Source organism: Prochlorococcus marinus str. MIT 9401 (assembly GCF_000760095.1).
Lineage (GTDB): Bacteria > Cyanobacteriota > Cyanobacteriia > PCC-6307 > Cyanobiaceae > Prochlorococcus_A > Prochlorococcus_A marinus_I.
The window spans coordinates 30,982-57,421 of sequence record NZ_JNAR01000007.1 but is presented as its reverse complement, the minus strand read 5'-3'; the positions used below and the strand labels follow the sequence as shown (position 1 = coordinate 57,421).

General features: G+C 33.0%; 31 protein-coding genes. 13 read left to right on the top strand and 18 right to left on the bottom strand.

Annotation, left to right across the window (positions count from 1 at the left end; translation table 11 throughout):
• Both groL and groES read right to left on the bottom strand, forming a co-directional pair.
• Positions 1–1,338: chaperonin GroEL (gene groL, locus EV01_RS0108835; RefSeq protein ID WP_032523284.1), on the bottom strand; the 1,338-nt coding region annotated here is incomplete at its 3' end.
• 51 nt (positions 1,339–1,389) lie between these two features.
• A complete protein-coding gene (gene groES, locus EV01_RS05875; RefSeq protein ID WP_002806275.1) occupies positions 1,390–1,701 on the bottom strand; it encodes a co-chaperone GroES in 312 nt (103 codons plus the stop codon).
• A 220-nt stretch (positions 1,702–1,921) separates the two neighbouring features.
• Between groES and atpD the strand changes: the two genes are divergently transcribed.
• Both atpD and atpC read left to right on the top strand, forming a co-directional pair.
• On the top strand, positions 1,922–3,382 hold the full coding sequence (gene atpD, locus EV01_RS05880; RefSeq protein WP_011863550.1) for a F0F1 ATP synthase subunit beta: 1,461 nt from the start codon (positions 1,922–1,924) through the stop codon (positions 3,380–3,382).
• Positions 3,383–3,422: 40 nt separating this feature from the next.
• Positions 3,423–3,827, top strand: coding sequence for an ATP synthase F1 subunit epsilon (atpC, locus tag EV01_RS05885; RefSeq protein WP_032518141.1), 405 nt, complete (start codon positions 3,423–3,425; stop codon positions 3,825–3,827).
• A 3-nt stretch (positions 3,828–3,830) separates the two neighbouring features.
• On the opposite strand, the gene EV01_RS05890 is transcribed toward atpC, so the two are convergent.
• The 3 genes from EV01_RS05890 to EV01_RS05895 all read right to left on the bottom strand — a co-directional run bounded on the left by EV01_RS05890 (position 3,831) and on the right by EV01_RS05895 (position 5,951).
• Positions 3,831–4,307, bottom strand: coding sequence for a 30S ribosomal protein PSRP-3 (locus EV01_RS05890; protein ID WP_032518140.1), 477 nt, complete (start codon positions 4,305–4,307; stop codon positions 3,831–3,833).
• 105 nt (positions 4,308–4,412) lie between these two features.
• The gene (locus EV01_RS09700) at positions 4,413–4,571 is read right to left on the bottom strand and encodes a hypothetical protein (protein WP_193741407.1); all 159 of its coding nucleotides are present in this window, start codon (positions 4,569–4,571) and stop codon (positions 4,413–4,415) included.
• 54 nt (positions 4,572–4,625) lie between these two features.
• Entirely contained in the window at positions 4,626–5,951 is a 1,326-nt protein-coding gene (locus EV01_RS05895) for an aminopeptidase P N-terminal domain-containing protein (protein WP_032518139.1), read from the bottom strand.
• A 74-nt stretch (positions 5,952–6,025) separates the two neighbouring features.
• On the opposite strand from EV01_RS05895, the gene EV01_RS05900 reads away from it, so the two are divergent.
• From EV01_RS05900 to EV01_RS05915, 4 genes are read left to right on the top strand one after another with little or no spacing between them, the layout of a single operon-like run.
• Positions 6,026–7,009 carry a CNNM domain-containing protein gene (locus EV01_RS05900; protein WP_032518138.1) on the top strand — a complete coding sequence of 328 codons (984 nt, stop codon included), beginning with the start codon at positions 6,026–6,028 and terminating at the stop codon, positions 7,007–7,009.
• The gene (locus tag EV01_RS05905; protein WP_032518553.1) at positions 7,006–8,247 is read left to right on the top strand and encodes a GTP-binding protein; all 1,242 of its coding nucleotides are present in this window, start codon (positions 7,006–7,008) and stop codon (positions 8,245–8,247) included. Before EV01_RS05900 ends, EV01_RS05905 begins: the two co-directional genes overlap by 4 nt.
• A gap of 7 nt (positions 8,248–8,254) precedes the next feature.
• The gene (locus EV01_RS05910) at positions 8,255–8,824 is read left to right on the top strand and encodes a nicotinate-nucleotide adenylyltransferase (protein WP_032518136.1); all 570 of its coding nucleotides are present in this window, start codon (positions 8,255–8,257) and stop codon (positions 8,822–8,824) included.
• A gap of 4 nt (positions 8,825–8,828) precedes the next feature.
• Positions 8,829–10,526 (top strand): NAD+ synthase, encoded by a 1,698-nt coding sequence (locus EV01_RS05915; protein WP_032518135.1) that lies wholly within the window; start codon positions 8,829–8,831, stop codon positions 10,524–10,526.
• Here EV01_RS05915 and EV01_RS05920 read toward each other — a convergent pair.
• From EV01_RS05920 to EV01_RS05970, 11 genes are all read right to left on the bottom strand, one after another.
• The gene (locus tag EV01_RS05920; RefSeq protein ID WP_032518134.1) at positions 10,523–11,581 is read right to left on the bottom strand and encodes a DUF3326 domain-containing protein; all 1,059 of its coding nucleotides are present in this window, start codon (positions 11,579–11,581) and stop codon (positions 10,523–10,525) included. The genes EV01_RS05915 and EV01_RS05920 overlap by 4 nt on opposite strands.
• A 27-nt stretch (positions 11,582–11,608) precedes the next feature.
• A complete protein-coding gene (locus EV01_RS05925; RefSeq protein ID WP_032518132.1) occupies positions 11,609–11,800 on the bottom strand; it encodes a hypothetical protein in 192 nt (63 codons plus the stop codon).
• Positions 11,797–12,123, bottom strand: a complete 327-nt coding sequence (locus EV01_RS05930; protein ID WP_011819064.1) for a 2Fe-2S iron-sulfur cluster-binding protein — start codon at positions 12,121–12,123, stop codon at positions 11,797–11,799. The genes EV01_RS05925 and EV01_RS05930 overlap by 4 nt, the downstream gene beginning before the upstream one ends.
• Positions 12,124–12,139: 16 nt before the next feature.
• Complete coding sequence (locus EV01_RS05935; protein WP_032518131.1) at positions 12,140–13,090, bottom strand: F0F1 ATP synthase subunit gamma; 951 nt, start codon at positions 13,088–13,090, stop codon at positions 12,140–12,142.
• Between the two features lie 19 nt (positions 13,091–13,109).
• Positions 13,110–14,627, bottom strand: coding sequence for a F0F1 ATP synthase subunit alpha (gene atpA / locus EV01_RS05940; RefSeq protein WP_011863563.1), 1,518 nt, complete (start codon positions 14,625–14,627; stop codon positions 13,110–13,112).
• A gap of 30 nt (positions 14,628–14,657) precedes the next feature.
• A complete protein-coding gene (gene atpH / locus EV01_RS05945) occupies positions 14,658–15,200 on the bottom strand; it encodes an ATP synthase F1 subunit delta (protein ID WP_025930851.1) in 543 nt (180 codons plus the stop codon).
• A complete protein-coding gene (locus tag EV01_RS05950; protein WP_032518130.1) occupies positions 15,200–15,712 on the bottom strand; it encodes a F0F1 ATP synthase subunit B in 513 nt (170 codons plus the stop codon). The genes atpH and EV01_RS05950 overlap by 1 nt, the downstream gene beginning before the upstream one ends.
• A complete protein-coding gene (locus tag EV01_RS05955; RefSeq protein WP_032518129.1) occupies positions 15,709–16,170 on the bottom strand; it encodes a F0F1 ATP synthase subunit B' in 462 nt (153 codons plus the stop codon). The genes EV01_RS05950 and EV01_RS05955 overlap by 4 nt, the downstream gene beginning before the upstream one ends.
• 69 nt (positions 16,171–16,239) lie before the next feature.
• Positions 16,240–16,485, bottom strand: a complete 246-nt coding sequence (atpE, locus tag EV01_RS05960) for an ATP synthase F0 subunit C (protein ID WP_002805169.1) — start codon at positions 16,483–16,485, stop codon at positions 16,240–16,242.
• A 162-nt stretch (positions 16,486–16,647) separates the two neighbouring features.
• Positions 16,648–17,373, bottom strand: coding sequence for a F0F1 ATP synthase subunit A (gene atpB, locus EV01_RS05965; RefSeq protein WP_011863567.1), 726 nt, complete (start codon positions 17,371–17,373; stop codon positions 16,648–16,650).
• Between the two features lie 24 nt (positions 17,374–17,397).
• The gene (locus EV01_RS05970; RefSeq protein WP_032518128.1) at positions 17,398–17,874 is read right to left on the bottom strand and encodes an ATP synthase; all 477 of its coding nucleotides are present in this window, start codon (positions 17,872–17,874) and stop codon (positions 17,398–17,400) included.
• Between the two features lie 266 nt (positions 17,875–18,140).
• Here EV01_RS05970 and EV01_RS05975 point away from each other — a divergent pair, with 266 nt between their 5' ends.
• The 3 genes from EV01_RS05975 (at position 18,141) to EV01_RS05985 (ending at position 21,402) form a co-directional block, all read left to right on the top strand.
• The gene (locus EV01_RS05975; RefSeq protein WP_032518552.1) at positions 18,141–19,376 is read left to right on the top strand and encodes an FtsW/RodA/SpoVE family cell cycle protein; all 1,236 of its coding nucleotides are present in this window, start codon (positions 18,141–18,143) and stop codon (positions 19,374–19,376) included.
• 82 nt (positions 19,377–19,458) lie between these two features.
• A complete protein-coding gene (locus EV01_RS05980; protein ID WP_032518126.1) occupies positions 19,459–20,115 on the top strand; it encodes a cytochrome c biogenesis CcdA family protein in 657 nt (218 codons plus the stop codon).
• The gene (locus EV01_RS05985; protein ID WP_032518551.1) at positions 20,116–21,402 is read left to right on the top strand and encodes a cytochrome c biogenesis protein ResB; all 1,287 of its coding nucleotides are present in this window, start codon (positions 20,116–20,118) and stop codon (positions 21,400–21,402) included. It abuts the gene before it with no gap.
• On the opposite strand, the gene queF is transcribed toward EV01_RS05985, so the two are convergent.
• The gene (queF, locus tag EV01_RS05990) at positions 21,399–21,809 is read right to left on the bottom strand and encodes a preQ(1) synthase (RefSeq protein ID WP_032518124.1); all 411 of its coding nucleotides are present in this window, start codon (positions 21,807–21,809) and stop codon (positions 21,399–21,401) included. The genes EV01_RS05985 and queF overlap by 4 nt on opposite strands.
• Positions 21,810–21,999: 190 nt before the next feature.
• On the opposite strand from queF, the gene EV01_RS05995 reads away from it, so the two are divergent.
• Both EV01_RS05995 and EV01_RS06000 read left to right on the top strand, forming a co-directional pair.
• Positions 22,000–22,245 (top strand): hypothetical protein, encoded by a 246-nt coding sequence (locus EV01_RS05995; RefSeq protein WP_011819076.1) that lies wholly within the window; start codon positions 22,000–22,002, stop codon positions 22,243–22,245.
• Positions 22,246–22,269: 24 nt separating this feature from the next.
• A complete protein-coding gene (locus tag EV01_RS06000; RefSeq protein WP_032518123.1) occupies positions 22,270–22,608 on the top strand; it encodes a P-II family nitrogen regulator in 339 nt (112 codons plus the stop codon).
• A gap of 1 nt (position 22,609) precedes the next feature.
• Here the strand turns inward: EV01_RS06000 and EV01_RS06005 are convergent, their stop codons facing one another.
• Positions 22,610–23,422, bottom strand: coding sequence for a TlyA family RNA methyltransferase (locus EV01_RS06005; RefSeq protein ID WP_032518122.1), 813 nt, complete (start codon positions 23,420–23,422; stop codon positions 22,610–22,612).
• A 281-nt stretch (positions 23,423–23,703) separates the two neighbouring features.
• Here EV01_RS06005 and purB point away from each other — a divergent pair, with 281 nt between their 5' ends.
• Both purB and EV01_RS06015 read left to right on the top strand, forming a co-directional pair.
• On the top strand, positions 23,704–24,999 hold the full coding sequence (purB, locus tag EV01_RS06010) for an adenylosuccinate lyase (protein WP_032518120.1): 1,296 nt from the start codon (positions 23,704–23,706) through the stop codon (positions 24,997–24,999).
• Positions 25,000–25,047: 48 nt separating this feature from the next.
• A complete protein-coding gene (locus EV01_RS06015) occupies positions 25,048–26,433 on the top strand; it encodes a class II fumarate hydratase (RefSeq protein ID WP_032518119.1) in 1,386 nt (461 codons plus the stop codon).
• Positions 26,434–26,440: the final 7 nt, after the last annotated feature.

The following is a 26,440-nucleotide window of genomic DNA, read 5'->3' as shown; positions in this document are numbered from 1 at the left end:
TGAAGCTTCAACAATGTTAGCTCCAATTAATTCCTCTCCTTCTAAATTTTTATCAGCCCATTCTTTTAGAATAGGAGATAAATGAGCGAGAGTTGTTCCTCCTCCAGGTACAATTCCTTCTTCAACAGCTGCTTTTGTTGCATTAATAGCATCCTCAAGACGAAGCTTTTTATCCTTCATCTCAGTTTCAGTAGCAGCCCCAACCTTAATCACTGCAACACCTCCAGCTAGTTTAGCGAGACGTTCTTGAAGCTTTTCTTTATCATATGAAGAATCTGTTTCATCCATTTGCTTCTTAATTTGTTCACATCTAGCTTTAACTGCTTGCTCATTACCTTCAGCCACAATAGTTGTAGTCTCTTTATTGATAGTTATTCTTCTACCAGTTCCGAGCATATCTATGGTAGCATTCTCTAATTTCAAGCCTGCATCTTCAGTAATAAGTTGTCCATTAGTTAAAACGGCCATATCTTCAAGCATTGCTTTTCTTCTATCGCCAAACCCAGGAGCTTTTACTGCAGCCACGTTTAACACGCCTCGTAATCGATTAACGACAAGAGTTGCTAAGGCCTCTTTTTCAATATCTTCTGCAATAATGACTAGTGGTTTTCCAGTTTTAGCTATTTGTTCCAAAACTGGAACTAAATCCTGCACTAAGGCAATTTTTTTATCAGTCAGAAGGATATAAGGTTCATCTAAAACAGCCTCCATTCTCTCTGTGTCTGTTGCGAAGTAAGGTGAAATATAGCCTTTATCAAAGCGCATACCCTCAGTAACTTCTAATTCAGTAGTCATTGATTTTCCTTCTTCTAAGGAAATAACGCCTTCTTTACCAACTTTATCCATAGCATTGGCAATCATTTGACCAACTTCTTCGTCGTTTCCAGCAGCAATAGTTCCACATTGGGCTATAGCATTGCTATCGCTAATAGGCTTGGAATTCTCTTGAATTTTACCAACTAGAAAATCAGTCGCTTTATCAATTCCTTTTTTCAAGGTAATTGCATTAGCTCCTGCAGCAACGTTTCTCAACCCTGCTTTAACCATTGCATGAGCTAAAACAGTGGCTGTTGTTGTACCATCCCCAGCAGCATCATTAGTTTTTGATGCAGCTTGTCTGATTAAAGCAACCCCTGTATTTTCAATGTGGTCCTCTAATTCGATCTCTTTAGCGATTGTGACACCATCATTAATGATTTGTGGAGCACCAAATTTTTTCTCTAGTACAACATTTCTTCCTTTTGGTCCTAGCGTTACAGCTACAGACTCAGCAAGGATATCAATTCCTCTCTCGAGCGCTCTACGAGCTTGCTCATTGTAAATAATTCTTTTAGCCATGTTTAGGCAGTGATTTAATAATAAGTTTTAATAATTTTTGAAACAAATATTTTAGCTTACTACAGCTAAAATATCCTTTTCTGAGAGCAAGACATATTCATCTCCCCCCAATTTAATGTCTGTGCCAGCATATTTGCTGTACAAAACTTTATCGCCAATACTCACTTCTGGAGTTTGTCGAGAACCATCGTCATTAAGTTTGCCAGGTCCCACCTGAGCAACTTCTCCAACCTGTGGTTTTTCTTTAGCTGAATCAGGCAAAAGAATGCCCCCAGCAGTTTTTTCCTCAGATGCGGAAACTTTAATAAATATTCTATCTCCCAGTGGTTTTACTGTAGAGACTGTAAGTGAAACAGCTGCCATAAATTAATGGAGGATCATGATTGAGACGCTTTGCGTCATAAAAAATGGAAAGAGAAATTCTCCATCCGTATCATCAACAACATAATCTGCTAAGCGGCAATTAAACCATACTTAAACTGTGCGGGTGGCCGAACCCATTTAACGAATCTACCCATGAGGTGGTAGTATTTTCGGATTATGAGCTGTTTAAATCAGCTATTCATCACCAATCTATAAAAAAATGGTAGCAACTCCATCAACTTCTTCACAAACAAAAGGCGTAGTACGTCAGGTAATTGGTCCAGTTCTAGATGTGGAATTCCCAGCTGGTAAATTGCCCAAGATATTAAATGCTTTAAGAATTGAAGCTAAAAATCCAGCTGGACAAGACATAGCGCTCACTGCAGAAGTCCAACAGCTCCTAGGTGACCATAGAGTTAGAGCGGTGGCAATGAGTGGCACAGACGGCCTTGTAAGAGGTATGGAGGCAATCGACACAGGAGCGCCAATATCTGTACCTGTTGGAGAAGCAACTTTAGGAAGAATATTTAATGTTTTAGGAGAACCAGTAGATGAACAAGGTCCAGTAAATACTAAAGATACTGCTCCAATCCATAGAGCTGCGCCAAAGTTAACTGACCTAGAAACTAAGCCAAAAGTTTTTGAAACTGGTATTAAAGTTATCGACCTTTTGGCTCCTTACAGACAAGGAGGAAAAGTTGGATTATTCGGAGGTGCTGGTGTTGGGAAGACAGTTCTTATTCAAGAATTAATTAATAACATCGCAAAGGAGCATGGTGGAGTTTCCGTTTTTGGCGGTGTAGGAGAAAGAACTAGAGAAGGGAACGATTTATATGAAGAATTTAAAGAATCTGGAGTTATCAATGCAGATGACCTAACTCAATCAAAAGTTGCCTTATGTTTTGGGCAGATGAATGAGCCACCTGGTGCAAGAATGAGAGTAGGCTTATCAGCACTTACAATGGCCGAACATTTTAGAGATGTGAATAAGCAAGACGTTCTACTATTTGTTGATAACATTTTTAGATTTGTTCAAGCTGGTTCTGAAGTATCTGCATTACTTGGAAGGATGCCTTCAGCTGTTGGATACCAACCTACTCTGGGAACTGATGTTGGTGAATTACAAGAAAGAATCACATCTACATTAGAAGGATCAATAACATCTATCCAAGCTGTTTACGTGCCTGCTGATGACCTAACAGACCCTGCTCCAGCTACAACTTTTGCCCATTTAGATGCAACTACCGTACTTGCTAGAGCTCTTGCAGCTAAAGGGATTTATCCAGCAGTTGATCCATTAGACTCAACGAGCACTATGCTACAACCATCAGTTGTTGGCGATGAGCATTACAAAACAGCCAGAGCTGTTCAATCAACTTTACAAAGATACAAAGAACTTCAAGATATCATTGCAATTCTTGGTTTAGATGAGCTTTCTGAAGAAGATAGATTAACAGTAGACAGGGCTAGAAAAATTGAAAAATTTCTCTCACAACCTTTCTTCGTAGCAGAAATATTTACAGGAATGTCTGGCAAATATGTAAAATTAGAAGATACCATTGCTGGTTTCAATATGATTTTGTCAGGTGAATTGGATGATTTACCAGAGCAGGCATTTTACCTAGTTGGTAACATTGATGAAGTTAAAGCAAAGGCTGAAAAAATAAAATCAGAAAAATAAATATTTAAATATATATTTAACCTTCAATAATTTTAAATTAATGTCAATTTCTCTAAAAGTTTTAGCTCCTAATAAAAATGTTTATCAAGGCGAAGCTGAAGAAGTAATACTTCCTAGCACTACTGGTCAAATTGGTGTACTACCAGGACACATTTCTTTAGTTACTGCTATAGATATCGGCGTTTTAAGGCTAAGAATGAATTCCCAGTGGAAATCAATAGCTCTTATGGGAGGCTTCGCTGAAATTGAATCAGATGAAGTTATAGTTCTAGTAAATAATGCTGAAATTGGTTCTGAAATTAATGTTCAAAATGCTGAACAAGATCTTAAAGAAGCAAAATTAGCAATTAGCAAATTTTCGGAAAATGAAAAAAATCCAGAGAAAATTAAAGCCTTGAAAGAGGTTTCAAAGGCTGAGGCTAGGATTCAAGCTGCAAAGAACTAATATTTAGGCGGTTCCACAAAAAGTTACTTCGGGGAACTTTAATTTGGCTTCTTCTAACTTTTTTGTTTTACCTTCTTCTTGCCAATAATTTATAACTTCAGTAGCTTTATTCAATATCTCTACTCTCTCGTTATCTGTAATCCAACCTTTATTCTCAAGTTCACTTTTTAATTTTTCCCAAGCATCATCTCTTGGCCAAAAATAATAAGCAGTAAGAGGGCTTGGGCCTCCACCTACTATTTGATCCACTGCTAGAGCTACATTATCAGGTAACCATAATACTTTAATTATGAACCTTCCTTCATCGGGTTTAGGAGTATAACCAGTAGGTACCCCATCTTCATCAATTGTGGCAGATGCCAATACAGCTGTCGCACCCATCATTCCTGAATTAGGAGAAGAATTTTTAGAGTTTGGTGCATCACTGTTTTTTTCCTTTTTTTCTGTTGAATTTTGATTTAACTTATCTGATGAGGTCATTCACTTATTTGTGTTTAATAAATAATTTATCAGTTGATGGTCACATTTTGATTGATTTATTCAAAATTTCTTGATTTTAGTAATTGACAACTTCTAAACAGGATTTTATTTATCATGAGTTACTTCATAAAAATCATAAATAGTGGCTTCCAATGAATCCCAAAGATCTTTGGGGATATCGTTTTCTTCTGCAAACATGCCAAGTTGACTAGCTAGGCCTCTTGCTTGAGAAAGTTTCGAATCATATGAATCAGACTTATTCATTTTTGAGTTTTAAACTTAATAAAAAATAAATCGATTAACTAGATAAGTCAAATTTCAAAACTCTAAATCAGAAATTTCTTTAAGTGCAGCAATACTTAAAACATCTGGGTTTGTATCTTTGACCAGGACATCATCTTCAATTCTTACCCCTATGCCTTTCCATCTCTTATCTATAGGGGGTTGTCCCTCAGGGACTGGGATCCTATCACTTATGTAGATCCCAGGTTCTACCGTAAGAATCATTCCATTTTGCAATGGCACTTCATAGTCACCCATTCTGTATGCTCCAACATCATGAACATCTAAGCCGAGCCAATGTCCAGTTCTATGCATGTAAAGATGTTTATAAGATTGATTCTCAAGTATCTCCTCAGTACTGCCCGACAATAATCCAATTTCCTTTAATCCTTCTATAAGAATTGTTAACGCAACATTATGAACAGCATTAGAATTCGATCCTTTTACCGCACTTTTAATTGCATTTTTCTGTGCACTCAATACAATTTCATAGATAACTTTTTGCTCATTAGAAAATTTACCACCTATTGGAATAGTCCTAGTTATATCCCCATTGTAATAATCAATAAGTGAGCAGCCAGCATCCACCAACAATAAATCTTCCTTCTTTAAGGGTGAATTATTTGAGGTGTAATGCAAAATACAGGCATTGTCTCCTGATGCAACAATTGAGTTATAAGCTGGACCTCTAGCCCCTTTTTCCAAAAAGAATCCCTCAAGAAGACCCTGAATTTGTCTTTCATTTTTCTTTGATGAGATAGATTTTCTAACTAGTTCATGAGCTTCGGCTGAAATTTGTATTGCCTCTCTCATTCTCTTAATCTCAAATTCACTTTTAATTAATCTCATCTCATTTAAATAAATTTCTGGAGATTTTATAGAATTTGCACCAATCCCTGATCTTGAGCGATTTTCAAGTTGTTGTGAAAATATCTCTAGTATTATTTTCTCTATTTTTGGATGCTTTCCAATTGCAAAAACAAGCTCATCAGAACCATTTATGTAATTTGGGAGTAAATCTCTTAATTCGTTTATTGAGTGAGCCTTATCAGCCTTAAACTCTTTTTCAGCGCCTTCTAAACCCCATCTAAAGCCATGCCAGACTTCGCTTATAACATCTTTAGGAGCGACAAACATAATAAATCTCTCTCCTTTTGGCTTATGCGATAAGAAAAGAGCGATTGCATCTGGCTCATCGAAACCTGTTAAATACCAAAAATTACTATCTTGCCTAAAAGGATATTCACAATCAGCATGATGCTTTACAAGATTAGCCCCAGGGATAATAGCAGCTTTGCCACCTAATTTATTTAGGAAAATTTCCCTTCTTTCTTCAAAAACTTTATGATCAGGTTCAAACATAAATTGTGTATTGGCGTGTTTAAAAAAAAAATGGAAGAATGAATTAAAACAGATTTAGTACACAATCTACTTTAATGGAACCAAGTGTTTACGGTTTATTTTTACTTATAATAATTATTTTAATTGGATCAGCATGTTGTTCGGGAGTAGAAGCAGCTTTTTTAGCCGTAAATTCAATTAGAATTTTAGAAATTGCCTCTAGACAAAAGCCGAAAAGTTCTGCAAATCAACTTCTAAAACTTAGGAAACATCTTGGACGGACGCTAACTGTAATTACTATTACAAATAATGGATTTAATATAATTGGCAGTCTTATTTTAGGAGTATACGGTGCATTGGTAATTAATAGCAGTTTTGGTTTAACCCTTTTTTCAATAGCTTTTTACATACTAGTTGTTCTAGTAGGAGAAGTACTACCGAAAGCTCTTGGCACAAGATTTTCAATTCAAATAGCACTATTATCTGTTCCTATCCTGCGAATATTAAATACTTTAATGAGGCCATTCTTAATATTAATTGAACAGATATTTCCGGTTATTACAGCAGAAAACGAAATTTCAACTGACGAAGAAGAAATTAGACAAATGGCAAAAATTGGAAGTCAAAAAGGTTTTATAGAGGCTGATGAGGCAGCAATGATATTTAAGGTTTTTCAATTAAATGACTTAAAAGCAAAAGACTTAATGACCCCTAGGGTATCGGCACCTTGTCTTGATGGGTCTTCAAATATTGATGAAATTTCAAAACTTATAATGTCTGACAGCTCTCCATGGTGGGTTATTTTGGGAGATAAAGTTGACAAAATACAAGGGGTAGTTGAGCGTGAAAAAATATTGGAAGAGTTAATTAATGGGCAAAATAAAAAATTATTATCAGAAATTTGCGAACCTGTGGACTACATTCCCGAAATGATTAAGGCAGATCAATTATTAACTAAATTTGACAAGGATCATAAAGGAGTGAAAGTAGTAGTAGATGAATTCGGGGGATTCGTGGGAATTATTGGTGCAGAAGCTGTTTTATCTGTATTAGCTGGTTGGTGGAAGAATAAATTATGAAACAATTTAAAATTAAAGAAAATTATTTACTTTTAAAAAAATGGTGGGAGACTATTGATCTTACCAATTATGAAAAAAGTTTTTTTAATAGAGAAATAATTTCTTTTAATCAACAACTTTTAAGACTCAAAGAAAAAAAAATAAGAATTGGCGCATATGGTAAATCAGGTGTAGGAAAATCCTCTGTTTTAAATTCTTTATTAGAAAAAGACATATTCAAAACAGATATTATTAATGGGACCACAAAAGAAATACAATCAGAAATTTGTAATCTTAAAGATCAAACACTCAATAGTTTAGAATTGCTAGATTCTCCAGGATTTGATTTCTGCAATATTAAATCTCCAGATAAAGTTTACTCTTACATAAATTATTCAGATCTTATTCTTTTTATAGTTTCAGGAGATTTAAATAGAAATGAGTTAAACGAAATCAACTCTTTTATAAAAGATGGGAAAAAAATTATTTTAATTTTAAACAAAATCGATCTATTTAATAAAAATGAATTAAAAGAAATAATTGAAAATATAAAGTTTAAGCTTCCAAAAGATTTAAATATTCCAATAATTATTAATAATGGAAACAATCTTAAAGATTACATAGCAAAATTAATCAATCAATATGGTGAGTTACTATTAACACTAAATTCTATTCAATTAGCTGACAAATTGTTTCTGCGATTAAAAGAACAAAGATTGAAAAGAAGGCAGAAATTAGCTCAATCAACTATTGGTAAATTTTCGACTATAAAGGCATCCGCAGTAGCTCTTAATCCTTTTATTTTTTTTGATGTTGCTGGTAGTTTCGCACTAGATACTGCATTGATTAACGAATTAAGTAAGATTTATGGCTTAAAGTTGAAAGGTGAATCTAAAAGAAAAATAATTAAAAATATATCCATTAATAATTTATGTTTGGGAGTCACTCAAGTCGGCGTCAATACCTCTTTCAACATAATTAAGAAAGTTATTCTATTAACAGCACCTTTTACTAACGGGCTTTCATTATTACCCTATGGACCCATAGCAATTATTCAAGCAGCAATCGCGGTGTATTCAACAAAAATACTTGGGAAATTAGCAGCAAAAGAGATATTTATAAGAAGCAAAGCTTCTTTTATAGAGCCTGCTAATATGATCCAATATATTAATCTTAATGACTCAGAGATTTTTAACCATATAAATATTTATTTTTCAAATAGAAATTTTAATAATAATTTTGTTAGCATTCTGCCTTGAAACTTAAATGGAAAAAAGCATCGCATTATTTGGTACCAGTGCAGATCCACCTACCATTGGACATGAGAAAATATTAGAAGAATTATCCAAAATATATGCTCATACCATTTGTTATGTAAGTAACAATCCGAAAAAAAAGCATAAAGAGGATATCGCAATCCGTAGCCAATTATTAAAAACTCTTATTGAAGATTTAGATGATTATAAAATATTATTTAATCAAAGTATCACTAGCAAATGGGCAGTAGAGTCGATTAAAAAATGTAAAAAAATTTATGAAATTGATAATTTAGATTTCGTTATTGGGAGTGATTTAATTCAAGATATTTTCTGCTGGAAAAATTTTGAACAAATTATTAAAGAGGTAAGTTTTTTTATAATTTTAAGAGAGGGATATCCTGTTGAATCAAATACTCTTAAGATGTTAGAAACTTATAATGTGAAATTTAAGATTTCATCCATAAAAATCCCAAACATTTCAAGTTCTAAGTTCAGATTAAATTTTAATTATTCTAATTTGCCACCGTCTTTAATAGATTTTGTTAAAAAGAATAATTTATATGAATCCACAAATTAGTTGAATGAAGTTTTTACTTGCTCAAATTAATCCGGTTGTTGGAGATTTAGAGGGTAATGCAAAAAAAATTCTTTATGCTGCTTCGAAAGCTAGCTCAAATTCTGCTGATTTAGTTCTTACTCCAGAATTGTCATTATGGGGATATCCAGCAAATGACTTACTTCTAAAAAATAATTTAATCAAAAATCAATATCAAATTCTTGACCAGTTAGCTTTAGTTATTAATAAAAAATATGGAAACTTGAGTATCACAGTCGGGATAGCTGAGATGATAAATGATTCTTTTTTTCCAAATCTTTATAATTCTATTGCATTGCTTGAGCGCGGTGAGTGGAAAATAATTGCGCGAAAAATTATTCTTCCCACATATGAAGTATTTGATGAAAAAAGATACTTTAGATCAGAAGAAAAAGTTTCTGTATTAACAAAAGAAATACATAATAAAACTTGGCGAATTGGCTTTACTATATGTGAGGATTTATGGGTCAACAAAAATATAGAAGGTAGAGGAATTCATAAAGAAAATCCTATTTCTGATTTAAAGAAAAAAAAAGTTGATATCTTAGTGAATCTATCGGCCTCCCCATATACCTTCAAAAAGTTAGAGCTAAGATCCAAAGTTTCCAGTTTTGCTGCTAAATATCTTCAAGTACCGCTTATATATGTAAACCAGATTGGTGCAAATGATAATTTAATTTTTGATGGAAATAGTTTTATTCTTGATAAGAATGGATCTAAAATTAAGCAATTGAAATCTTTTTCAGAAGACCTCTCAAGTTGGCATATTGAGCAAACAATACCTGAGAAAAAAGAATTTGAACAATCTGAAATATCATCAATTTTTGATGCATTAGTCCTTGGGGTTAGGGATTATGCTCAAAAATGCGGTTTTAAAACAGCTTTAATTGGACTAAGTGGTGGCATTGATTCAGCACTAGTTTCAGCAATTGCGACAGCTGCTCTTGGCAGTAATAATATTTATTGCGTCTCAATGCCCTCCAAGTGGAGTTCATCCCATTCAAAAAGTGATGCAAAAGATTTAGCAAGGAGATTAAAAATAAATTTCAATAGCATCCCAATCGAAAACCTAATGAATTCTTTTGAAGAATCTTTTATAAAAACCATATCTTTCGAGATGGCCGAAATAACAAATCAAAATATTCAATCAAGAATCAGAGGAACTCTTCTGATGGCTTTAGCAAATCAAGAAAAGCATTTATTACTTTCAACAGGAAATAAATCAGAGCTAGCTGTAGGATATTGCACACTTTATGGTGATATGAATGGGGGATTATCGGTAATTGGGGATTTATATAAAACTAATGTTTTTAAATTATGCAATTGGCTTGATAGTGAAGAATCAATAAATCATAGAAAGTCATATATGTTAGATACTAATGAAAATATAATTGGAGAAAATATCCGCACGAAAGCTCCAAGTGCCGAATTAGGTCCTGATCAATTAGATACTGATTCTCTCCCGCCTTATTCTATTTTAGATAATATTCTTAAAGGAATTATTGAAGAGAAAAAAGATTTACTACAGCTAGAAGAAGATGGTTATAAAAAAGATTTAATTTTAAAAATTATCTCACTCATAAAAAAAGCGGAATTCAAAAGAAAGCAGGCTCCTCCAATCCTAAAACTGAGCAGCCAATCATTAGGAAGTGACTGGAGAGTTCCCATAGCAATATCTTATTAATCACCATAAAAACACTGTTGGATTTTTTTTAAAGGCCGTTTAACTGAATCAAGATTGATACCTTTTTTGATAGCAAGAATTATGCCTGCAGCTTCTAAATAATTATCCACTTCAAAAAGATTGGGATAATCATAAAACTCATTTGTCACTTTTAATGTATTTTTATTTTTTACAGAGATAATATTTAAACCTTTTTCAATCCCTGCTAATACTGCTTCTCCACCTAGTGCTCCATTAGGAACAACAATAGATTCAATCTGATCAGGGTGCAGTGAGATTGATTCATTTTTAGCGGGCAATTCAACAATGTCAGGTGCATTGCTTAAACCAATCAGTACAGATGGCAAAAAAGTGTATCCTATTTCTTCTGCAGCTGCACGAGGATCTAAATTTTCATTCAATTCAATTGGATTTAAAGCAGGTGCGTGAGCACAGGGAACTTTTAAAAATTTGCTTATTAAATGACTTATAACTGCTTCGACTCCAGCAATAGGATCAACCCCTTTTCCCTCTCGATAGATATTTGTTTCTAAAGAATCTGTATCTTCTGGAAATTTTGCCACAATTGCTATTGCCGTAACTCCTTTTTCTATTAAACATTTTCCAGCATCAATAAGAGTATCAGGATTTTCAATTATGCCGCCACTTATTTTTGAAGAATCAGAATCAATAACTATGTTTAAAGGCTTTTTTGTAATCACATAAGAATGAACATTAATCCCTAAAGTTGAAACACATGCATCAGCAACTTGTAAATGTCTTACTAATATTTCTTTTTCAATGGCTAAATCAAAAATTATCCCAATTTTCTGTTGCTTTACCCTCTTTAAAGCGATTTCTCCTTTAGCAAGTCGGTCTAAACTATAACCCTCAACATAAAAAATATTTTTATCTTTTTCAGAAAGAGTACCGCCATTCATAACATTTGGATGAGTAATTAAACATCCACTTGCGGATGCTAATAATTTAGCGGTAGGAAGTGCGTCCCCAGCAAATCCTCCTACTTCACAACCAATACCAGTTGGAACAATGAATATTGTTGGTGAATTTTTCATTATTAAAAATATTTCAATTTATATTTTTTAATTAGCTATGACAGCTTTAATTTTAAGTTTTTTTGTTCCAAAAGAGTCAATAGAATTTTGAATATCAACAATTGACCATCGAATTAAATCTCCTTTTTTTTCTAAATTTGTAATGATGAATTCCCTTAAATTTTTTACTTTTATTGAAACTGGCCAATTTAAATAATAATCAACTGAACTTAATTTCATTTTTGATATTTACCAAATTGATCATTATACAAATCATCTTCGACTTCTTTACCAATAACAATATTCAAATCTGACTTAGGGTATGCTACACACAAAAGTGCAAAGCCCTTTTCCCGTAAATCATCATTTAATCCCATAGCATCTTCCTGATCTACGGATCCTTCCAAAATCATGGATGCACAATCTGTACAAACTCCAGAACAACAACTACTTGGTAAATCTATTCCATTCATTTTTGCCGCTGAAATAATATCTTGATCCTCAGAACATAAAAAACTAAAAGTCTTTTGCTCAAATTGAACTTTGATATTGTATTCAGGCATATCCTAAATCTTATTGCTAAACTGCTGAACCTCCTACAACTTCTAATATTTCTTGAGTAATAGCGGCTTGTCTGGCTTTGTTATAGGTTAGATTCAAAGTACTTGCTAATTCTTTAGCATTATCACTTGCATTATTCATAGCAGTCATCCTGCAAGCTAGTTCTGACGCTGCCGACTCTTGAAGAGCTCTTAGTACCTGGTTCTGCAAATATAATGGTAATAAAGAATCTAATAGTTGATCAGGACTTTGTTCAAAAACTATATCTGACGGCAATTTCTCTGAATCAGTTTTTTCAATATTTGATTTTTCAACAAGTAACTTACTATCTTTTGTAGTCAACCTAAAAATTTCATCATTCTCCTCAGCAATTCCTTGAGGGTCAAGTGGCAATAGTGTTTGAACGACGGGGGCGCAGCTAACTAAAGTGATGAATTTCGTATAAATAATTTCCACCCTATCAGAACTTTCTGAAAGAAATTCAGCTAAAATCTCATTTGTAACTCCTTCAGAGTCCTTGACCGTGGGTACCTGTTCTAGTTCTTTGAAAGTACTTTTAATTACATATCTATCCTTTCGATTTTGAAAATATCCAATAGCTTTCTTCCCTACCAAAATTAAATTTGGCTGATACCCTTGTTTGACTAATTCTGCGTATCTTATTTCTACCTTTTTTATTATATTTGTGTTGTAACCTCCACATAAACCTCTATCCGCAGTAATGCAAACCAAAGAGATTCTCTTTACTTCTCTTTTGGATAATAGAGGAGAGTCAACAGCCTCAAATTGTACTCTAGATTGAATATTTTCTAAGACTCGTGCAAGTTTATCTGCAAAAGGTCTACTCTTAAGAACTTGATCCTGAGCTCTCCTAACTTTTGCAGCTGCAACAAGTCTCATGGCCTCCGTTATTTTTCTTGTATTTTTAACGGAAACAATTCGATCTCTAATCTCTTTAAGATTTGCCATGGTATCTCCTTAAATAAATTTAAACTGTGGCAAGCATTGATGATTTAACTTCATTTATCACCTCTTTTAATGTCGCTTCTAATCCATCATTTAATTTCTTTTCTTTAAGAATCTCTTCTATAAATTCTGCTTTATTTAACTTTAAATATTCTCTAAGTTCAGTTGCAAATTTAGTAACATCTTCAACCGGAACCTCATCAATGAGACCTTTAACTCCTGCATAAACAACTGCAACTTGTTCTGCGAGGTTTAGCGGAGAGAATTGAGGTTGCTTCAATAACTCTCTTAGTCTTTTGCCTCTTTCAAGTTGTTGCTGAGTTGCTTCATCAAGATCAGATGCAAATTGAGAAAAAGCAGCTAGTTCATCAAACTGTGCTAGTTCTAATTTTAAAGTTCCTGCAATTTTTTTAATTGCTTTTGTCTGAGCGGCTCCTCCAACACGGCTAACAGAAATACCAACATTAATAGCTGGTCTTAATCCTGAGTTAAATAAATCTGCACTCAAAAATATTTGTCCATCTGTTATTGAAATTACATTAGTTGGAATGTAAGCCGAAACGTCCCCTGCCTGAGTTTCAATGATTGGAAGAGCTGTCATAGAACCGCCTCCCATTGCATCAGAAAGTTTTGCTGCTCTTTCTAGTAATCTACTGTGTAAGTAAAAAACGTCTCCCGGATATGCCTCTCTTCCTGGTGGTCTTTTCAAAAGAAGAGACATTTGTCTATAAGCCTGAGCTTGTTTTGTTAGATCATCATAAATAACAAGTGTTGCTTTACCCTGATACATAAAATGTTCAGCAATTGCTGCACCAGTATAAGGTGCTAAGTATTGTAAAGCGGCTGGTTCTGAAGCTCCTGCACTGACTACAACTGTATAATCTAGGGCTCCTCTCTCTCTTAAGACCTCAACGATGTTTGCTACTGATGCTGACTTCTGGCCAATAGCTACGTAAACACAAACTACATCCTGACCTTTTTGGTTGATTATTGTATCGATTGCAATCGCAGATTTTCCAGTTTGTCTATCACCAATAATTAATTCTCTTTGACCTCTTCCAACAGGAATCATTGCATCAATAGATGTGATACCTGTTTGCATTGGTTCATGCACTGATCTTCTCTTGATTATTCCAGGAGCCATTTCTTCGATCAATCTAGTATCACTTGTTGGAATTTCCCCTTTCCCATCTATTGGTTGTCCGAGAGGATTAACAACTCTCCCCTGCATTGCCTCACCAACTGGGACAGAAGCGATTTTACCTGTGGACTTAACGTTACTTCCTTCTTGGACACCAAGTGCCTCTCCCATTAAAACGGCTCCAACATTATCATCTTCAAGATTTAAAGCTATACCTTCGGTACCATCTTCAAATTCCAATAACTCACCTGCCATGACCTGATCTAAGCCATATATTCTTGCAATGCCATCACCGATTTGCAGAACTGTTCCTACATTGCTAACACTTACAGATTGGTCATAATCAGTTATTTGTTGTTTTAAGATTGAACTGATTTCATCAGGGCGTATAGATACCATGGATTTAAGAATTTAAGGTTGATTTAAAAGTTACTTGGAAAGGGATAAGCCAAGTTTTCTTATTTGTGAAGCAAGGGAAGCATCAATTACTTTTGATCCTACACTGGCGACGAAACCACCGATAAGAGATGGATCGATTTTAGTTACAAGTTCTAATTTTTCTGTTCCAGCAATATTGATGATCTTTTTGGTAATTAAACCTTTCTGTTCATCAGTAAGCTCGACTGCAGAAGTAACAGTTGCTAAAGCAATATTACTATTTTCTCGATAAATCTCTAAGAACCTATCAAGAATTGAAGTAAGAATTCCAATTCTTTGCCTATCGGCCAATAGTTTTAAGAAATTTAGTAGAGAAGAATTAACTTTATTTGAAAAAATTTCAATAATGATTTTTTTCTTAGCATCTGTCTCTAAAATAGGAGAGGATAGCGCCTTCTCCAATTCAGGAGAATCATTTATTAATTCCAAGAGTTGTTTAACCTCAGAAACCATCTCTTCAGTTTGTGAATTTTCATTCACAACTTGAAGTAATGCCTCTGCGTATGGTGTTGTAACTGAATTTAAAAGTGGCATTAGTTTTCCTCAATATTATTAATTGATTGAGTTACCAAATTTTCTTGTGTTGTTTTATCAAGTCGATCTGGGAGGGATTCTAAAGCTTTCTTAATTGCCAGTTCAACAGCTTCTTTTCGAAGTTGAGAAATTGCTCTGGATGCTTCAGAGCTCTCATCAGAGATTGCGCTTTGTTTAATTCGAGCCATCTCCTCTATCGCTTTTTTCTCACTTTCCATTCTGATTGATTCAGATCTTTTAAGGGAATCTGCTTTTATTTGAGAAGCTTTTTCTTCTGCTGAAGATAAATCTTTCTTAGCCTTTTCTAAAGCTTGAGTTGCATTTAAGAGTCGATCTTCAGCATCTTTTAATTCAAGAAGGATTCCTTCTCTTCTTTTTTGAAGCATTTTACCTAGGAAACCAGGCAAAAATTTATAAAGACCGAAAACCACTACAGCCCAATTAAGGATATTAGTTTCAAATAAATTGAAGTTTAATCCAAAACCTTCTGTAGCTAAAAGAGTTAAATTCATTTTTCTAGAATCAATCTATTAACAATAAGTTCGCTTAGATCATCAGCCTGTTTAGAAAGTTGATCACGAGCATCAGACGTCTGACTTTCGATTTCTAGTCTTACTTTTTCTTTTGAAGCATTTGCTTCATTATTAGCAAGCTCTAGTGCTTCTTTATAAAGCTTGTCAGACTCATTCTCAGCTTCACTCACAATTCTTTGGGCTTCTTTACGAGCGCTTTGAAGCTGCGTTAATAAATCAGCTTCTAATTTTTTAACCTCAGAAAGTTTATTTTTGGCCTCAATAATATTGTTGCTTACAAATTTTTCTCTTTTTTCCACAACATTGCCAACAGGCTTAAAAAAGAGAGAATTTAATATGTAAGTAAGCGCAACTACTTGTATCGCCATTAGTGGCAAAGTGGCATTTATATCAAATAATCCACCTTCTGTAGCACCAAAAAAATTAAAGGCCAACATATGCTTGAGTTGAAGTTAAGAAATTAAATTTAAATATTGCTAATAAGGATTTAGAAGCAATATTAACTTTTAGGAAAAAGGATTTGCAAAAAGTAGTACCAAAGCCACAACTAATCCGTAAATTGTTAATGACTCCATGAAAGCGAAAGATAAGAGAAGAGTTCCTCTGATTTTACCTTCAGCTTCTGGTTGACGGGCAATACCCTCAACAGCACCTTGAGCTGCGTTACCTTGTCCAAGACCTGGGCCAATAGCACCTAGACCAACTGCTAAACCAGCAGCTACAACTGATGCAGCGGAAGTAATCGAATCCATAATTTTGAAATAAAGAGCTTAATACTTTTGATAATCTTTGTTGTCATACACGCTTGGACATCCTTTTTTAAGAATGGGTCTGATATGTTCAGACCTACGCGATTAGATATTTTGCCAGATTACAGACTCTTTGTAAAAGCCTCTGAATGTGATAGAAGACAGCTAATGATGTTCTTCAACAGCTTCTCCAATGTAGTAGGCAGCTAAAGTTGCGAAAATCAATGCCTGAATTGCACTTGTAAATAATCCTAGAAACATAACAGGGATTGGTAGAATTAGCGGAACCAAAAAGACTAGAACACCTACAACAAGTTCATCAGCCAAAATATTTCCAAATAGCCTGAAAGAGAGTGATAAAGGTTTCGTAAAGTCCTCTAGAATTTTGAAAGGAAGCATAATAGGAGTTGGGTGAACATAATATTCGAAGTATCTCCAACCTTTATTGCTTAAACCTGCATAGAAATAAGAAAGTGAAACCAATAAAGCCAAGGCTATAGTTGTATTAATATCTGCAGTAGGTGCTCCTAATTCTCCACTTGGTAACTTAATCAATCTCCAAGGAATTAAAGCTCCTCCCCAATTACTAACAAAGACGAATAAAAATAAAGTACCTATAAATGGCATCCAATCTCTATATACTTTTTCACCTATTTGCGTCCTTGCAAGATCTCTTATGTAATCCCAGAGGAACTCAAGCAGGTTTTGAAGACCTTTAGGATCATTTTCCATCTTTTTAGTTCCTAAAGAAATAAAAACTAACAGCGCTCCTAATAAAATCCAAGATGTTAAAAATACCTGCCCATGAAGTCTGATATTTCCAATTTGCCAATAAAGATGTTGACCAACTTCTAATGCTGCAAAATTTGTTAGCAAGGAATTAAAAAACATTTGTTTTGAATAAAAAAAATTTACTTAAGAACGTGAAAAATAAAGAATGAGTGAAGGCTTATAAATGAAAAACCCTATCATCGCAGGAAAAATATCCAATGATCCTAGCTTGCTCGCAAAAATAAAGAGGCAAACTGGAACTAATAGTTGCAATTTTGATACACCTGATGATTCTTTACCAAGTTTCCCTATACTTTTGGCAAGCAAACGTAGGTAAAAAATGCCGGCAATTGCACCTATAAAAATACTAAAACCAAAAGTAAAGCCTAGAAAAATTCCAGTTATTGATGCTAATAAAATAGAAACAATAAAAGTAATTCCAAAAATTGTTAATTGCAATTTTGTATATTCATCATTTTGGGAAAGCAAATTATCTATTTGATTGGCAATGCCAGATTTACTTTCTTTGATGATCGAATTATTCAAGGATTGAGGAAATTGAACATTCTCATTAGAAGGATGCTCAAGTTTTTTTCTATTTGAGTCCACTGATGTGAACATAGTTTAGAAACCCCTCTGAATGGTTTTAAGTAAGTATATAAACTCACGGAATCTATCACGGAGAGGTGCCTTTTAGCTAGTTTTTTTTTATAAAAAATTAATTCTTAAGATTTATGATGAATCTCTAGGCCATTTTTTACTTTATTCTTCAAAATTAAAATTTATGAAAAGTCATCTTTTAAATTGTATTAACGCTTTAAAACGTTAATAAAAGACTTGGCAAAATCTCAATTAAACGTCTCAATAGTAAATATACATCTAAAAAATTGGAGATAAGTCAAGAAAAAATTAAATATAAAAGAATTTCTAAAAGAAAAAAAACCTTTAGTTCTAATTACAAAAAAAATTTCATCAATTTAACAGAGTCTATATTCCCCTTACCTTGGGCGATATGGCCTTATGAAGCAAAAATCCTCATTGTCATCATTGGAATTTGGTCAATATTAGGAATATGCATACTAGGATCATCAAGTTGGTGGGTGGCTAGTAGGGAAATGGGAAATTGGGCTTACTTCTTAAAAAAACAAATCATTTTGACAATTCCAGGAATTGGTTTATTTTATTTCGTACTTAATACAAAAATTAGAAATCTTTTAAAGTTTTCAAGAATTATTTTTTATATTTTATTCTTTTTGATTTTCCTTACCAATCTTACTGGAATTACAGTTAATGGATCTTCAAGATGGCTAGTGCTTGGCAATTTACGTTTGCAGCCATCTGAATTAATTAAACCTTTTCTAATTCTAGAAGCTTCTAATCTTTTCGCACATTGGAATCTAGTAAAGAATGATAAAAAATTAATTTCAATTATAACCTTTGCTTTATTAATTTTATTAATACTTAAACAGCCTAATTTAAGTACTGCATCATTAACTGGAATTCTTCTTTGGGTAATGGGTTTATGTGGAGGAGTAAAACTTAGCTCTCTTTGCTCATTTGCTTCAATAGGATTAATTACTGGATGTATCAGCATCCTTAATAACGAATATCAAAAACTGAGAGTTACTTCATTTATAAATCCTTGGAAAGATCAACAAGAAAATGGATTTCAATTGGTTCAAAGTTTATTAGCTATAGGTTCAGGTGGACTATTTGGCCAAGGTTTTGGACTATCAATACAAAAATTACAGTATCTGCCGTTTATGTATACAGATTTTATTTTTGCCATTTTTGCGGAAGAATTTGGTTTATTGGGGTGTACTTTATTCTTAGGATTTTTAGCAGTATTCTCTTATATAAGCCTTAGAATTAGTCTTAAGTGCAGGAACAACTATACAAAATTAGTTGCTATTGGATGTGGTGTGTTGTTGACAGGTCAATCAATAATGCATATTGCAGTAGCAACAGGTTCAATGCCTACTACAGGGTTACCACTACCTTTCATTAGTTATGGTGGCAATTCATTAATAGCGTCTTTTTTTATTGCAGGGATGTTAGTTAGATGTTCATTAGAGTCAACAGGATTCATTGGTATGATTAGTACACGAAAGACTCTGAATTAGTTAGAATTTAAAGGATTAAATCTAAGCTATCGAATCATTTAATTTAGTTATTTCAGAATTATCTCAAAAAGGTAATCTGCTTATGCAGAATGGTCTTAATAGTCCTGGTCCACTTACTATATTTTTGGTTTTCAGCGCAGGACTTTTAACAAGTCTTGGGCCATGTTCATTATCACTACTTCCAGTGACAATTGCTTATATAGGCGGAACAGAGAAAAATAAATTTAAACTTATTAGTTTTTCAGGAGGTGTAGTTTTTTCGCTTGTTGCACTGGGGGCTGCGAGTGGATTCTTAGGTAAAATATATGGGCAAATTCCATCTTATTACACTTCATTTGTTGCCCTAATAGCAATAATAATGGGTTTAAATTTATTAGGAATTCTAAAGTTTCAGTTTCCGAATGGACCTGATATAAAAATAATTGAAGATAAAATACCAACATTTATAGCGCCTTTTGCCATAGGGACTACTTTTGGACTAGCTTCTTCACCTTGCATTACGCCAGTTTTAGCAACTCTTCTAGCTTGGGTATCGCAAGCTAAAAACCCGATAGTATCTATTATTTTTTTATTTTTCTTTGGGATAGGTCAAGTAACCCCATTAATCATTGCAGGAGCTACAGCAGAAAACTTAAAGCAATTTTTAGCTCTTAGAAAATTTAGTCAAATAATTCCAACTTTAAGTGGAATATTTTTAGTTTCCCTAGGGTTATTAAATTTATTTTCAAATTGGATTTAAATGATTATTTTTAAGAATCTAATTTTAAAAATATCAAGTTTAAGATTCGCTATATCGCTGATAATCTTCATTGCTATTGCAAGTGGAATAGGTACTTTTATACCTCAAGGTAGTAATAATAAATTCTATATTGATAATTTCGATAGAGCTCCCATTCTTGGATTTTTAGATGGTGAAAAAGTCTTAAAACTTCAATTGGATCACATATATACAAGCTTTTGGTTTTTATTTACATTAATTCTTCTTTGCATTTCTCTGGCAGCTTGTAGTTTCAGAAGGCAAATTCCTTCATTAAAAGCTTCATTAAAGTGGATTGAATATAAGAGCGAAAAAAAATTTAGCAAACTGCAACTAACTACAAGTCATTCAATCAATGAAGATGGAGAACATATATCAAAAGTAGATTTATTACTTAAAAAAAAAGGATGGAAAACATACAAATCTAATAGTCATATTTCTGCGAGAAAGGGGTTAATTGGAAAAATCGGTCCTCTAGTTGTACATATCGGATTAATAGTCTTACTTATAGGTTCAGCATATGGAAGTTTTACAAGTCAATCAAAAGAACAATATTTACTTCCTGGAGAAACTTTAAATCTTGTTAATGAGAGCACAAACTCAAAAGCCAATGTAAAATTAGTCGATTTTTCTATAGAACGTGAAAGTGATGGTGTGCCCAAACAGTTTATTTCAAAATTAAATTTTTCTTCTGAAGATCTAAATTTAAATGAAATAAAAATAACCAAAGTTAATCACCCAATCAGGTTTAAAGGATTAACTATTTATCAAGCAGATTGGGCAATATCAAATGTTGTTTTAGAAATAGATAATATCCTTTATCAATTACAATTAAAGGAGATTCCAGAAATCGGCAATCAAGTTTGGGGAGTTTTAGTCGAATTAGGATCGGAGACTAAAAAAAATTTCCTTTTAACGATAGATAATGAAAATGGTCCACTTAAAATTTCGAATATAGAAAATTTTTCCGGGAATAATCTCTTCATCAATGATGATCCTTTAGAAGTTAACTCTTCAAAAGTATCTCTGAAAAAAATAATCCCCAGCAGTGGATTAATAATTAAAAATGATCCGTCTATACCATTTATTTATTTTTCTTTTATCTTAATAATTTTTGGAACAATGATAAGTCTTATACCAACTAACCAATTATGGATTCTGGTAAATAAAGATTCACAAAAGTTATCTATTGGAGGCCTTAGTAATAAAAATCTAGTTGGTTTTAAAAAAGAATTTTTTAAATTATCCGACGAAATAAAAAATTTTTAATTTCTTTTCTGCCCACTAAAAACATCTAACTGCATAGAAACATTCCCTCTGGGGTTAAATGCAGCATTTAAATGTATCCAGTGAGGTGAACCTTCATTCACTAAATCATCCATAATTCTATTCACAACTTCCTCATGTGATATTTTTATATCCCTAAAATTATTAATATAAAGCTTTAAAGACTTCAACTCATAGACTTTCAAATTAGGTTGATAAATAATATTTAGCTTTGCAAAATCTGGATAACCAGAAAAGGGGCACTTACATGTAAATTCAGGTAACTGAATAGAAATTTCATAAATTCTTTTCTTATTTGGATTATCGAAACAAATTATTTTTGATTCTTCAATAATTCTTTCACCATATAGCGGTCTTTGAGTCGAATCTTCTAATTTAGCTGTACTCATTTTTTAATAGAACTTTTTTATTAAACCTATATAAAAACTATATATAAAGATAAAAATTCGCAAAAGTATCAACAAATCTAAGTATTACAATTAACGAATTCAAAAGATGTTAAATCTTATTTTTGTATCAATAGTAACATTCATAATGTCCGCCGAAAGGTTTATATGTGTTTAGTTCAATGAAAAATTAATGGACATTTGTTTGATAACTATCGATAACAACTTAAATAAATCCCTTCAACCAAAAACTGCAATTGGAATGTTATGGCTTCAAACGCACTTTGAGAATGATCAGTGGGAAGCGTTGTCAAACAGTACAGTAATAATTTCTGAAGAAAATTCCCAACTACTAATTGAAGACGCCAAGAATGCTGGCCTTAATGTTGAATGTTTTTCTGATATTTCAATGTTGGATGTTTTCCCAAAAAACAATTAAAATAGGAATGTTCAATCTTTAATCATGAAGAAAATTGAAGCAATCATACGTCCATTCAAGCTGGAGGATGTAAAAATTGCATTAGTAAATTCCGGTATTGTTGGAATGACAGTTAGTGAAGTTAGAGGTTTTGGAAGGCAAAAAGGACAAGTTGAAAGATATAGAGGTTCCGAATTTACTGTTGAATTCCTGCAAAAACTTAAAGTAGAAGTTGTCGTAGATGATGAAAAGGTTAATTCAGTCATAGATGCAATTGCTGAAGCAGCAAAAACTGGAGAGATAGGTGACGGAAAAATATTCATCACATCAATTGATTCAGTTGTAAGAATTAGAACTGGCGAAAAAAACGAAGAGGCTCTTTAATTCAAAGTGTTTCTTTTACTAAATTTTGTATATATTCACTATTAATACTTTTATTTGATTGACTTCCTAAGGTCATCCAAGCTAGATATTCGTGATTACCAGCAGGACCTACCAGTGGAGAAGCTATTAAATTCTTTATATTCCATTGGAAATTCTTAGCAGCATAGATAACAGACTCTATAGCCTCAGTATGGAATTTAGGATTGCGAACAACACCTCCTTTACTGACTTTATCTTTACCTACCTCAAATTGGGGTTTAATTAAAAATATTCCCTCAATACAATCACCATCTAATAAATTACCAATAGATTTAAAAACTAACTTTAATGAAATAAAAGACAAATCAGCAACGACAAAATTTGGTAATTCATTACTTCTAGATAAAAGGTCATTAGGTTTTAAATTTCGAATATTTGTTCGTTCAAAAAGTATAACTTTTGGGTTATTTCTAATCTTCCATGCAGTTTGTCCATAACCAACATCTATCCCATAAACTAACTTTGCGCCTTGTTGCAATAAGCAATCAGTAAATCCCCCAGTAGAGATTCCTGCGTCAATACATATTTTGTCTTTTACTTTAATTTCAAGTTTTTTAAATGCCTCCAATAATTTTTCGCCGCCCCTTGATACAAACATAGGCGCGGAATCAATAAAAAACTCAGATCCAATTAATACTTGTTGTCCAGGTTTATCCAATACTTTTCCATTGATATCTCTAACCTTTCCCGCAAGAATTAAACCTTGGGCTTTTTGACGAGTTTCACATAAACCTTTATTTAGAAGATAAAGATCTAATCTACTTTTTTTAATCATATATTAATCAATAAAAAATGACTGAATAATGAACTTCTATAAGATTAAGATCCAAATTCTTTAATACCCTTCAATTTTAAATAAGAACTAAAAAATTACCCATGATTAACTAAGGAATATATGCAAACATTTTTATATTTAAGCTTTCTTTATTAGCCAGAAAAATGTTACATAGGAAAATAATAATCAGTCAAATATGTTCAATGGCAAGTACATCTCTAAAGGGATAGGGCAATAATTCGATTTTGTTATAAAGTTTAAATTGATAATAAATAAAAATTGTGATCGAGCGTTACACATTACCCGAAATGGGGAAAATCTGGACTGAAAGTGCAAAATTCCAGAGTTGGCTTAAGGTTGAGATAGCTGCATGTGAAGCAAATTTTTCCCTCGGGAAAATCCCTGAGAATGCCATTAAAGAGATACGTTCAAATGCAAAGTTTGATGAATCTAGAATTACAGAAATTGAGAAAGAAGTTAAACATGATGTCATAGCATTTCTTACAAGTGTTAATGAATTTGTAGGAGATTCTGGAAGATACATACATGTTGGAATGACCAGTAGTGATGTACTTGATACTGGCTTATCTCTTCAGTTAAAAGATTCTTGCGAATTGTTATTAAAAGAAATTGAGAACCTAGAAAATGAAGTCAGATTATTAGCAAGAAAGCATAAAAATACATTAATGATTGGCAGATCTCATGCAATTCATGGGGAGCCAATTTCCTTCGGTTTTAAACTTGCTGGATGGTTAGCAGAAATAATAAGGAACAAAAAAAGATTGTTAACACTGAAAGAATCTGTAGCAATTGGACAAATAAGTGGTGCCATGGGAACTTACGCTAATACGAATCCCAAAGTAGAACAAATAACTTGTGATTTACTCGGCTTAAAACCTGACACAGCAAGTACGCAGGTTATTTCGAGAGACAGACATGCAGAATATGTGCAAACTATCGCACTAGTTGGCGCTTCTCTAGATAGATTCGCAACTGAAATAAGAAATTTACAAAGAACTGATGTTTTAGAAGTCGAGGAGGGATTTACAAAAGGGCAAAAAGGAAGTTCTGCTATGCCTCATAAAAGAAATCCTATACGAAGTGAAAGAGTAAGCGGTTTAGCAAGAATTTTGAGGAGTTACGTCTTAACAGCACTAGAAAATGTTCCACTTTGGCATGAAAGAGATATAAGCCACAGTTCAAATGAACGTATCATGTTACCTGACGTGTCAATCTGTTTGCATTTTATGCTCAGAGAAATGAAAGATATAGTAACCAATTTGGAAGTTTATCCAAAGAATATGCTCAAAAATTTAAATATATATGGTGGTGTAATCTTTAGTCAGAAAGTTTTACTTTTGCTAGTAGAGAAGGGCTTTTCTAGAGAAAAGGCTTATAGCTTAGTACAAAAAAATGCGCATCAGGCCTGGAATACTCAGAATGGGAATTTCAAACAAAATATAGAGAGAGATAATGAAATAATGGATTTTATTGAGCAAAGTGACTTAGAAGAATGTTTTAATCCTTCAATTCATCTCAATAATTTAAGTGTAATATGGGAGAAGTTAGGTATCTAGGATTGCTGAAAACCTTATCTAAGTTAAACCAGCGTTTTCAGAGGAATAATGACAAAAAATTTTAGGATTGAAAAAGATAGTATGGGAACAATAGAGGTTCCCATAGAAGCTTTGTGGGGTGCTCAAACACAAAGATCGATAATAAATTTTTCCATTGGAGAAGAACTAATTCCAATTGAGTTAATTTATTCACTCACCCTCATAAAAAAAGCTGCCTCAATTGCGAACTTCAATTTAGGGTTAATAGATAAAAGAAAAAAAGATTTAATAGTAGAGGCATGTAAAGAAATACTTGATGGGCTTCATGATTCACAGTTTCCCTTAAGGGTTTGGCAAACAGGTAGTGGCACGCAAACAAATATGAATGTAAATGAGGTAATTTCAAATATTGCAGCATTAAAAACAAATTCAGAGCTTGGTAGTCATCAACCAATTCATCCGAATGATGATGTAAATAAATCTCAGTCAACTAATGATACTTTTCCTGCTGCTATTCAAATATCTGTTGTTAATGAAATAATCAAAAATTTAGTTCCAACGATAAGAGAACTTACTGAGGTTCTTGATAAAAAAAGTGAGGAATGGAAAGACCTTATAAAGATAGGAAGAACTCATTTTCAAGATGCAGTTCCCCTTACTTTTGGGCAAGAAATATCAGGATGGTCAGAGCAACTTAAAGATGCTGAGAATGCAATTATTATGAGTCTGAATGAATTGTATTTCTTACCTCTGGGAGGAACTGCGGTTGGTACAGGAATTAATTGTCCAAAAGGATTTTGTGAAGAGTCTATAAAATCAATTTCGGATGATACTAATCTAATGTTCTATAAATCAAAAAATAATTTTTCTATCATGGCCTCGCATGATCGTCTTGCTCAAGTAATGAGTCAGATAAAAATATTAGCAGGTGCATTATTTAAAATTTCAAATGATATAAAAATTCTATCTTCTGGTCCAAGATCAGGAATATATGAACTAATTATTCCTCAAAATGAACCTGGAAGTTCTATTATGCCGGGTAAAGTAAATCCAACTCAATGCGAAGCCTTATCAATGGTTTGTACTCAGATAATGGGTCTTGAATATGCAGTCTCAATGGCAAATTCTAGCGGCACTTTACAGATGAATGAATATAAGCCTCTTATTGGATTTAATATTCTCACAAGTTTAAAATTACTTAAAAATGTAATAGAAAACTTCAGAACAAAATTAGTTGATGGGATGGAACCTAATCAAAAGAGAATGAAGTTAAATTTAGAAAATTCACTAATGTTGGTTACAGCCATAGTCCCAAAAGTTGGATATGAAAAAGCAGCTGAAATTGCAAACCTTGCTTTCAAAGAATCATTAAATCTAAAAGAGGCAACAATTAAATTAGGTTATTTAAACGAAGATGAATTTGATGAAGCAATGAATATAAATTCAATGATTTGATTAAAAA

Excerpts from the sequence above, each read along its gene's own strand:
- groES (WP_002806275.1), bottom strand. The coding sequence starts at position 1,701 with ATGGCAGCTGTTTCACTTACAGTCTCTACAGTAAAACCACTGGGAGAT.
- atpD (WP_011863550.1), top strand. The coding sequence starts at position 1,922 with ATGGTAGCAACTCCATCAACTTCTTCACAAACAAAAGGCGTAGTACGT.
- atpC (WP_032518141.1), top strand. The coding sequence starts at position 3,423 with ATGTCAATTTCTCTAAAAGTTTTAGCTCCTAATAAAAATGTTTATCAA.
- EV01_RS05890 (WP_032518140.1), bottom strand. The coding sequence starts at position 4,307 with ATGACCTCATCAGATAAGTTAAATCAAAATTCAACAGAAAAAAAGGAA.
- EV01_RS09700 (WP_193741407.1), bottom strand. The coding sequence starts at position 4,571 with ATGAATAAGTCTGATTCATATGATTCGAAACTTTCTCAAGCAAGAGGC.
- EV01_RS05895 (WP_032518139.1), bottom strand. The coding sequence starts at position 5,951 with ATGTTTGAACCTGATCATAAAGTTTTTGAAGAAAGAAGGGAAATTTTC.
- EV01_RS05900 (WP_032518138.1), top strand. The coding sequence starts at position 6,026 with ATGGAACCAAGTGTTTACGGTTTATTTTTACTTATAATAATTATTTTA.
- EV01_RS05905 (WP_032518553.1), top strand. The coding sequence starts at position 7,006 with ATGAAACAATTTAAAATTAAAGAAAATTATTTACTTTTAAAAAAATGG.
- EV01_RS05910 (WP_032518136.1), top strand. The coding sequence starts at position 8,255 with ATGGAAAAAAGCATCGCATTATTTGGTACCAGTGCAGATCCACCTACC.
- EV01_RS05915 (WP_032518135.1), top strand. The coding sequence starts at position 8,829 with ATGAAGTTTTTACTTGCTCAAATTAATCCGGTTGTTGGAGATTTAGAG.
- EV01_RS05920 (WP_032518134.1), bottom strand. The coding sequence starts at position 11,581 with ATGAAAAATTCACCAACAATATTCATTGTTCCAACTGGTATTGGTTGT.
- EV01_RS05925 (WP_032518132.1), bottom strand. The coding sequence starts at position 11,800 with ATGAAATTAAGTTCAGTTGATTATTATTTAAATTGGCCAGTTTCAATA.
- EV01_RS05930 (WP_011819064.1), bottom strand. The coding sequence starts at position 12,123 with ATGCCTGAATACAATATCAAAGTTCAATTTGAGCAAAAGACTTTTAGT.
- EV01_RS05935 (WP_032518131.1), bottom strand. The coding sequence starts at position 13,090 with ATGGCAAATCTTAAAGAGATTAGAGATCGAATTGTTTCCGTTAAAAAT.
- atpA (WP_011863563.1), bottom strand. The coding sequence starts at position 14,627 with ATGGTATCTATACGCCCTGATGAAATCAGTTCAATCTTAAAACAACAA.
- atpH (WP_025930851.1), bottom strand. The coding sequence starts at position 15,200 with ATGCCACTTTTAAATTCAGTTACAACACCATACGCAGAGGCATTACTT.
- EV01_RS05950 (WP_032518130.1), bottom strand. The coding sequence starts at position 15,712 with ATGAATTTAACTCTTTTAGCTACAGAAGGTTTTGGATTAAACTTCAAT.
- EV01_RS05955 (WP_032518129.1), bottom strand. The coding sequence starts at position 16,170 with ATGTTGGCCTTTAATTTTTTTGGTGCTACAGAAGGTGGATTATTTGAT.
- atpE (WP_002805169.1), bottom strand. The coding sequence starts at position 16,485 with ATGGATTCGATTACTTCCGCTGCATCAGTTGTAGCTGCTGGTTTAGCA.
- atpB (WP_011863567.1), bottom strand. The coding sequence starts at position 17,373 with ATGTTTTTTAATTCCTTGCTAACAAATTTTGCAGCATTAGAAGTTGGT.
- EV01_RS05970 (WP_032518128.1), bottom strand. The coding sequence starts at position 17,874 with ATGTTCACATCAGTGGACTCAAATAGAAAAAAACTTGAGCATCCTTCT.
- EV01_RS05980 (WP_032518126.1), top strand. The coding sequence starts at position 19,459 with ATGCAGAATGGTCTTAATAGTCCTGGTCCACTTACTATATTTTTGGTT.
- EV01_RS05985 (WP_032518551.1), top strand. The coding sequence starts at position 20,116 with ATGATTATTTTTAAGAATCTAATTTTAAAAATATCAAGTTTAAGATTC.
- queF (WP_032518124.1), bottom strand. The coding sequence starts at position 21,809 with ATGAGTACAGCTAAATTAGAAGATTCGACTCAAAGACCGCTATATGGT.
- EV01_RS05995 (WP_011819076.1), top strand. The coding sequence starts at position 22,000 with ATGGACATTTGTTTGATAACTATCGATAACAACTTAAATAAATCCCTT.
- EV01_RS06000 (WP_032518123.1), top strand. The coding sequence starts at position 22,270 with ATGAAGAAAATTGAAGCAATCATACGTCCATTCAAGCTGGAGGATGTA.
- EV01_RS06005 (WP_032518122.1), bottom strand. The coding sequence starts at position 23,422 with ATGATTAAAAAAAGTAGATTAGATCTTTATCTTCTAAATAAAGGTTTA.
- EV01_RS06015 (WP_032518119.1), top strand. The coding sequence starts at position 25,048 with ATGACAAAAAATTTTAGGATTGAAAAAGATAGTATGGGAACAATAGAG.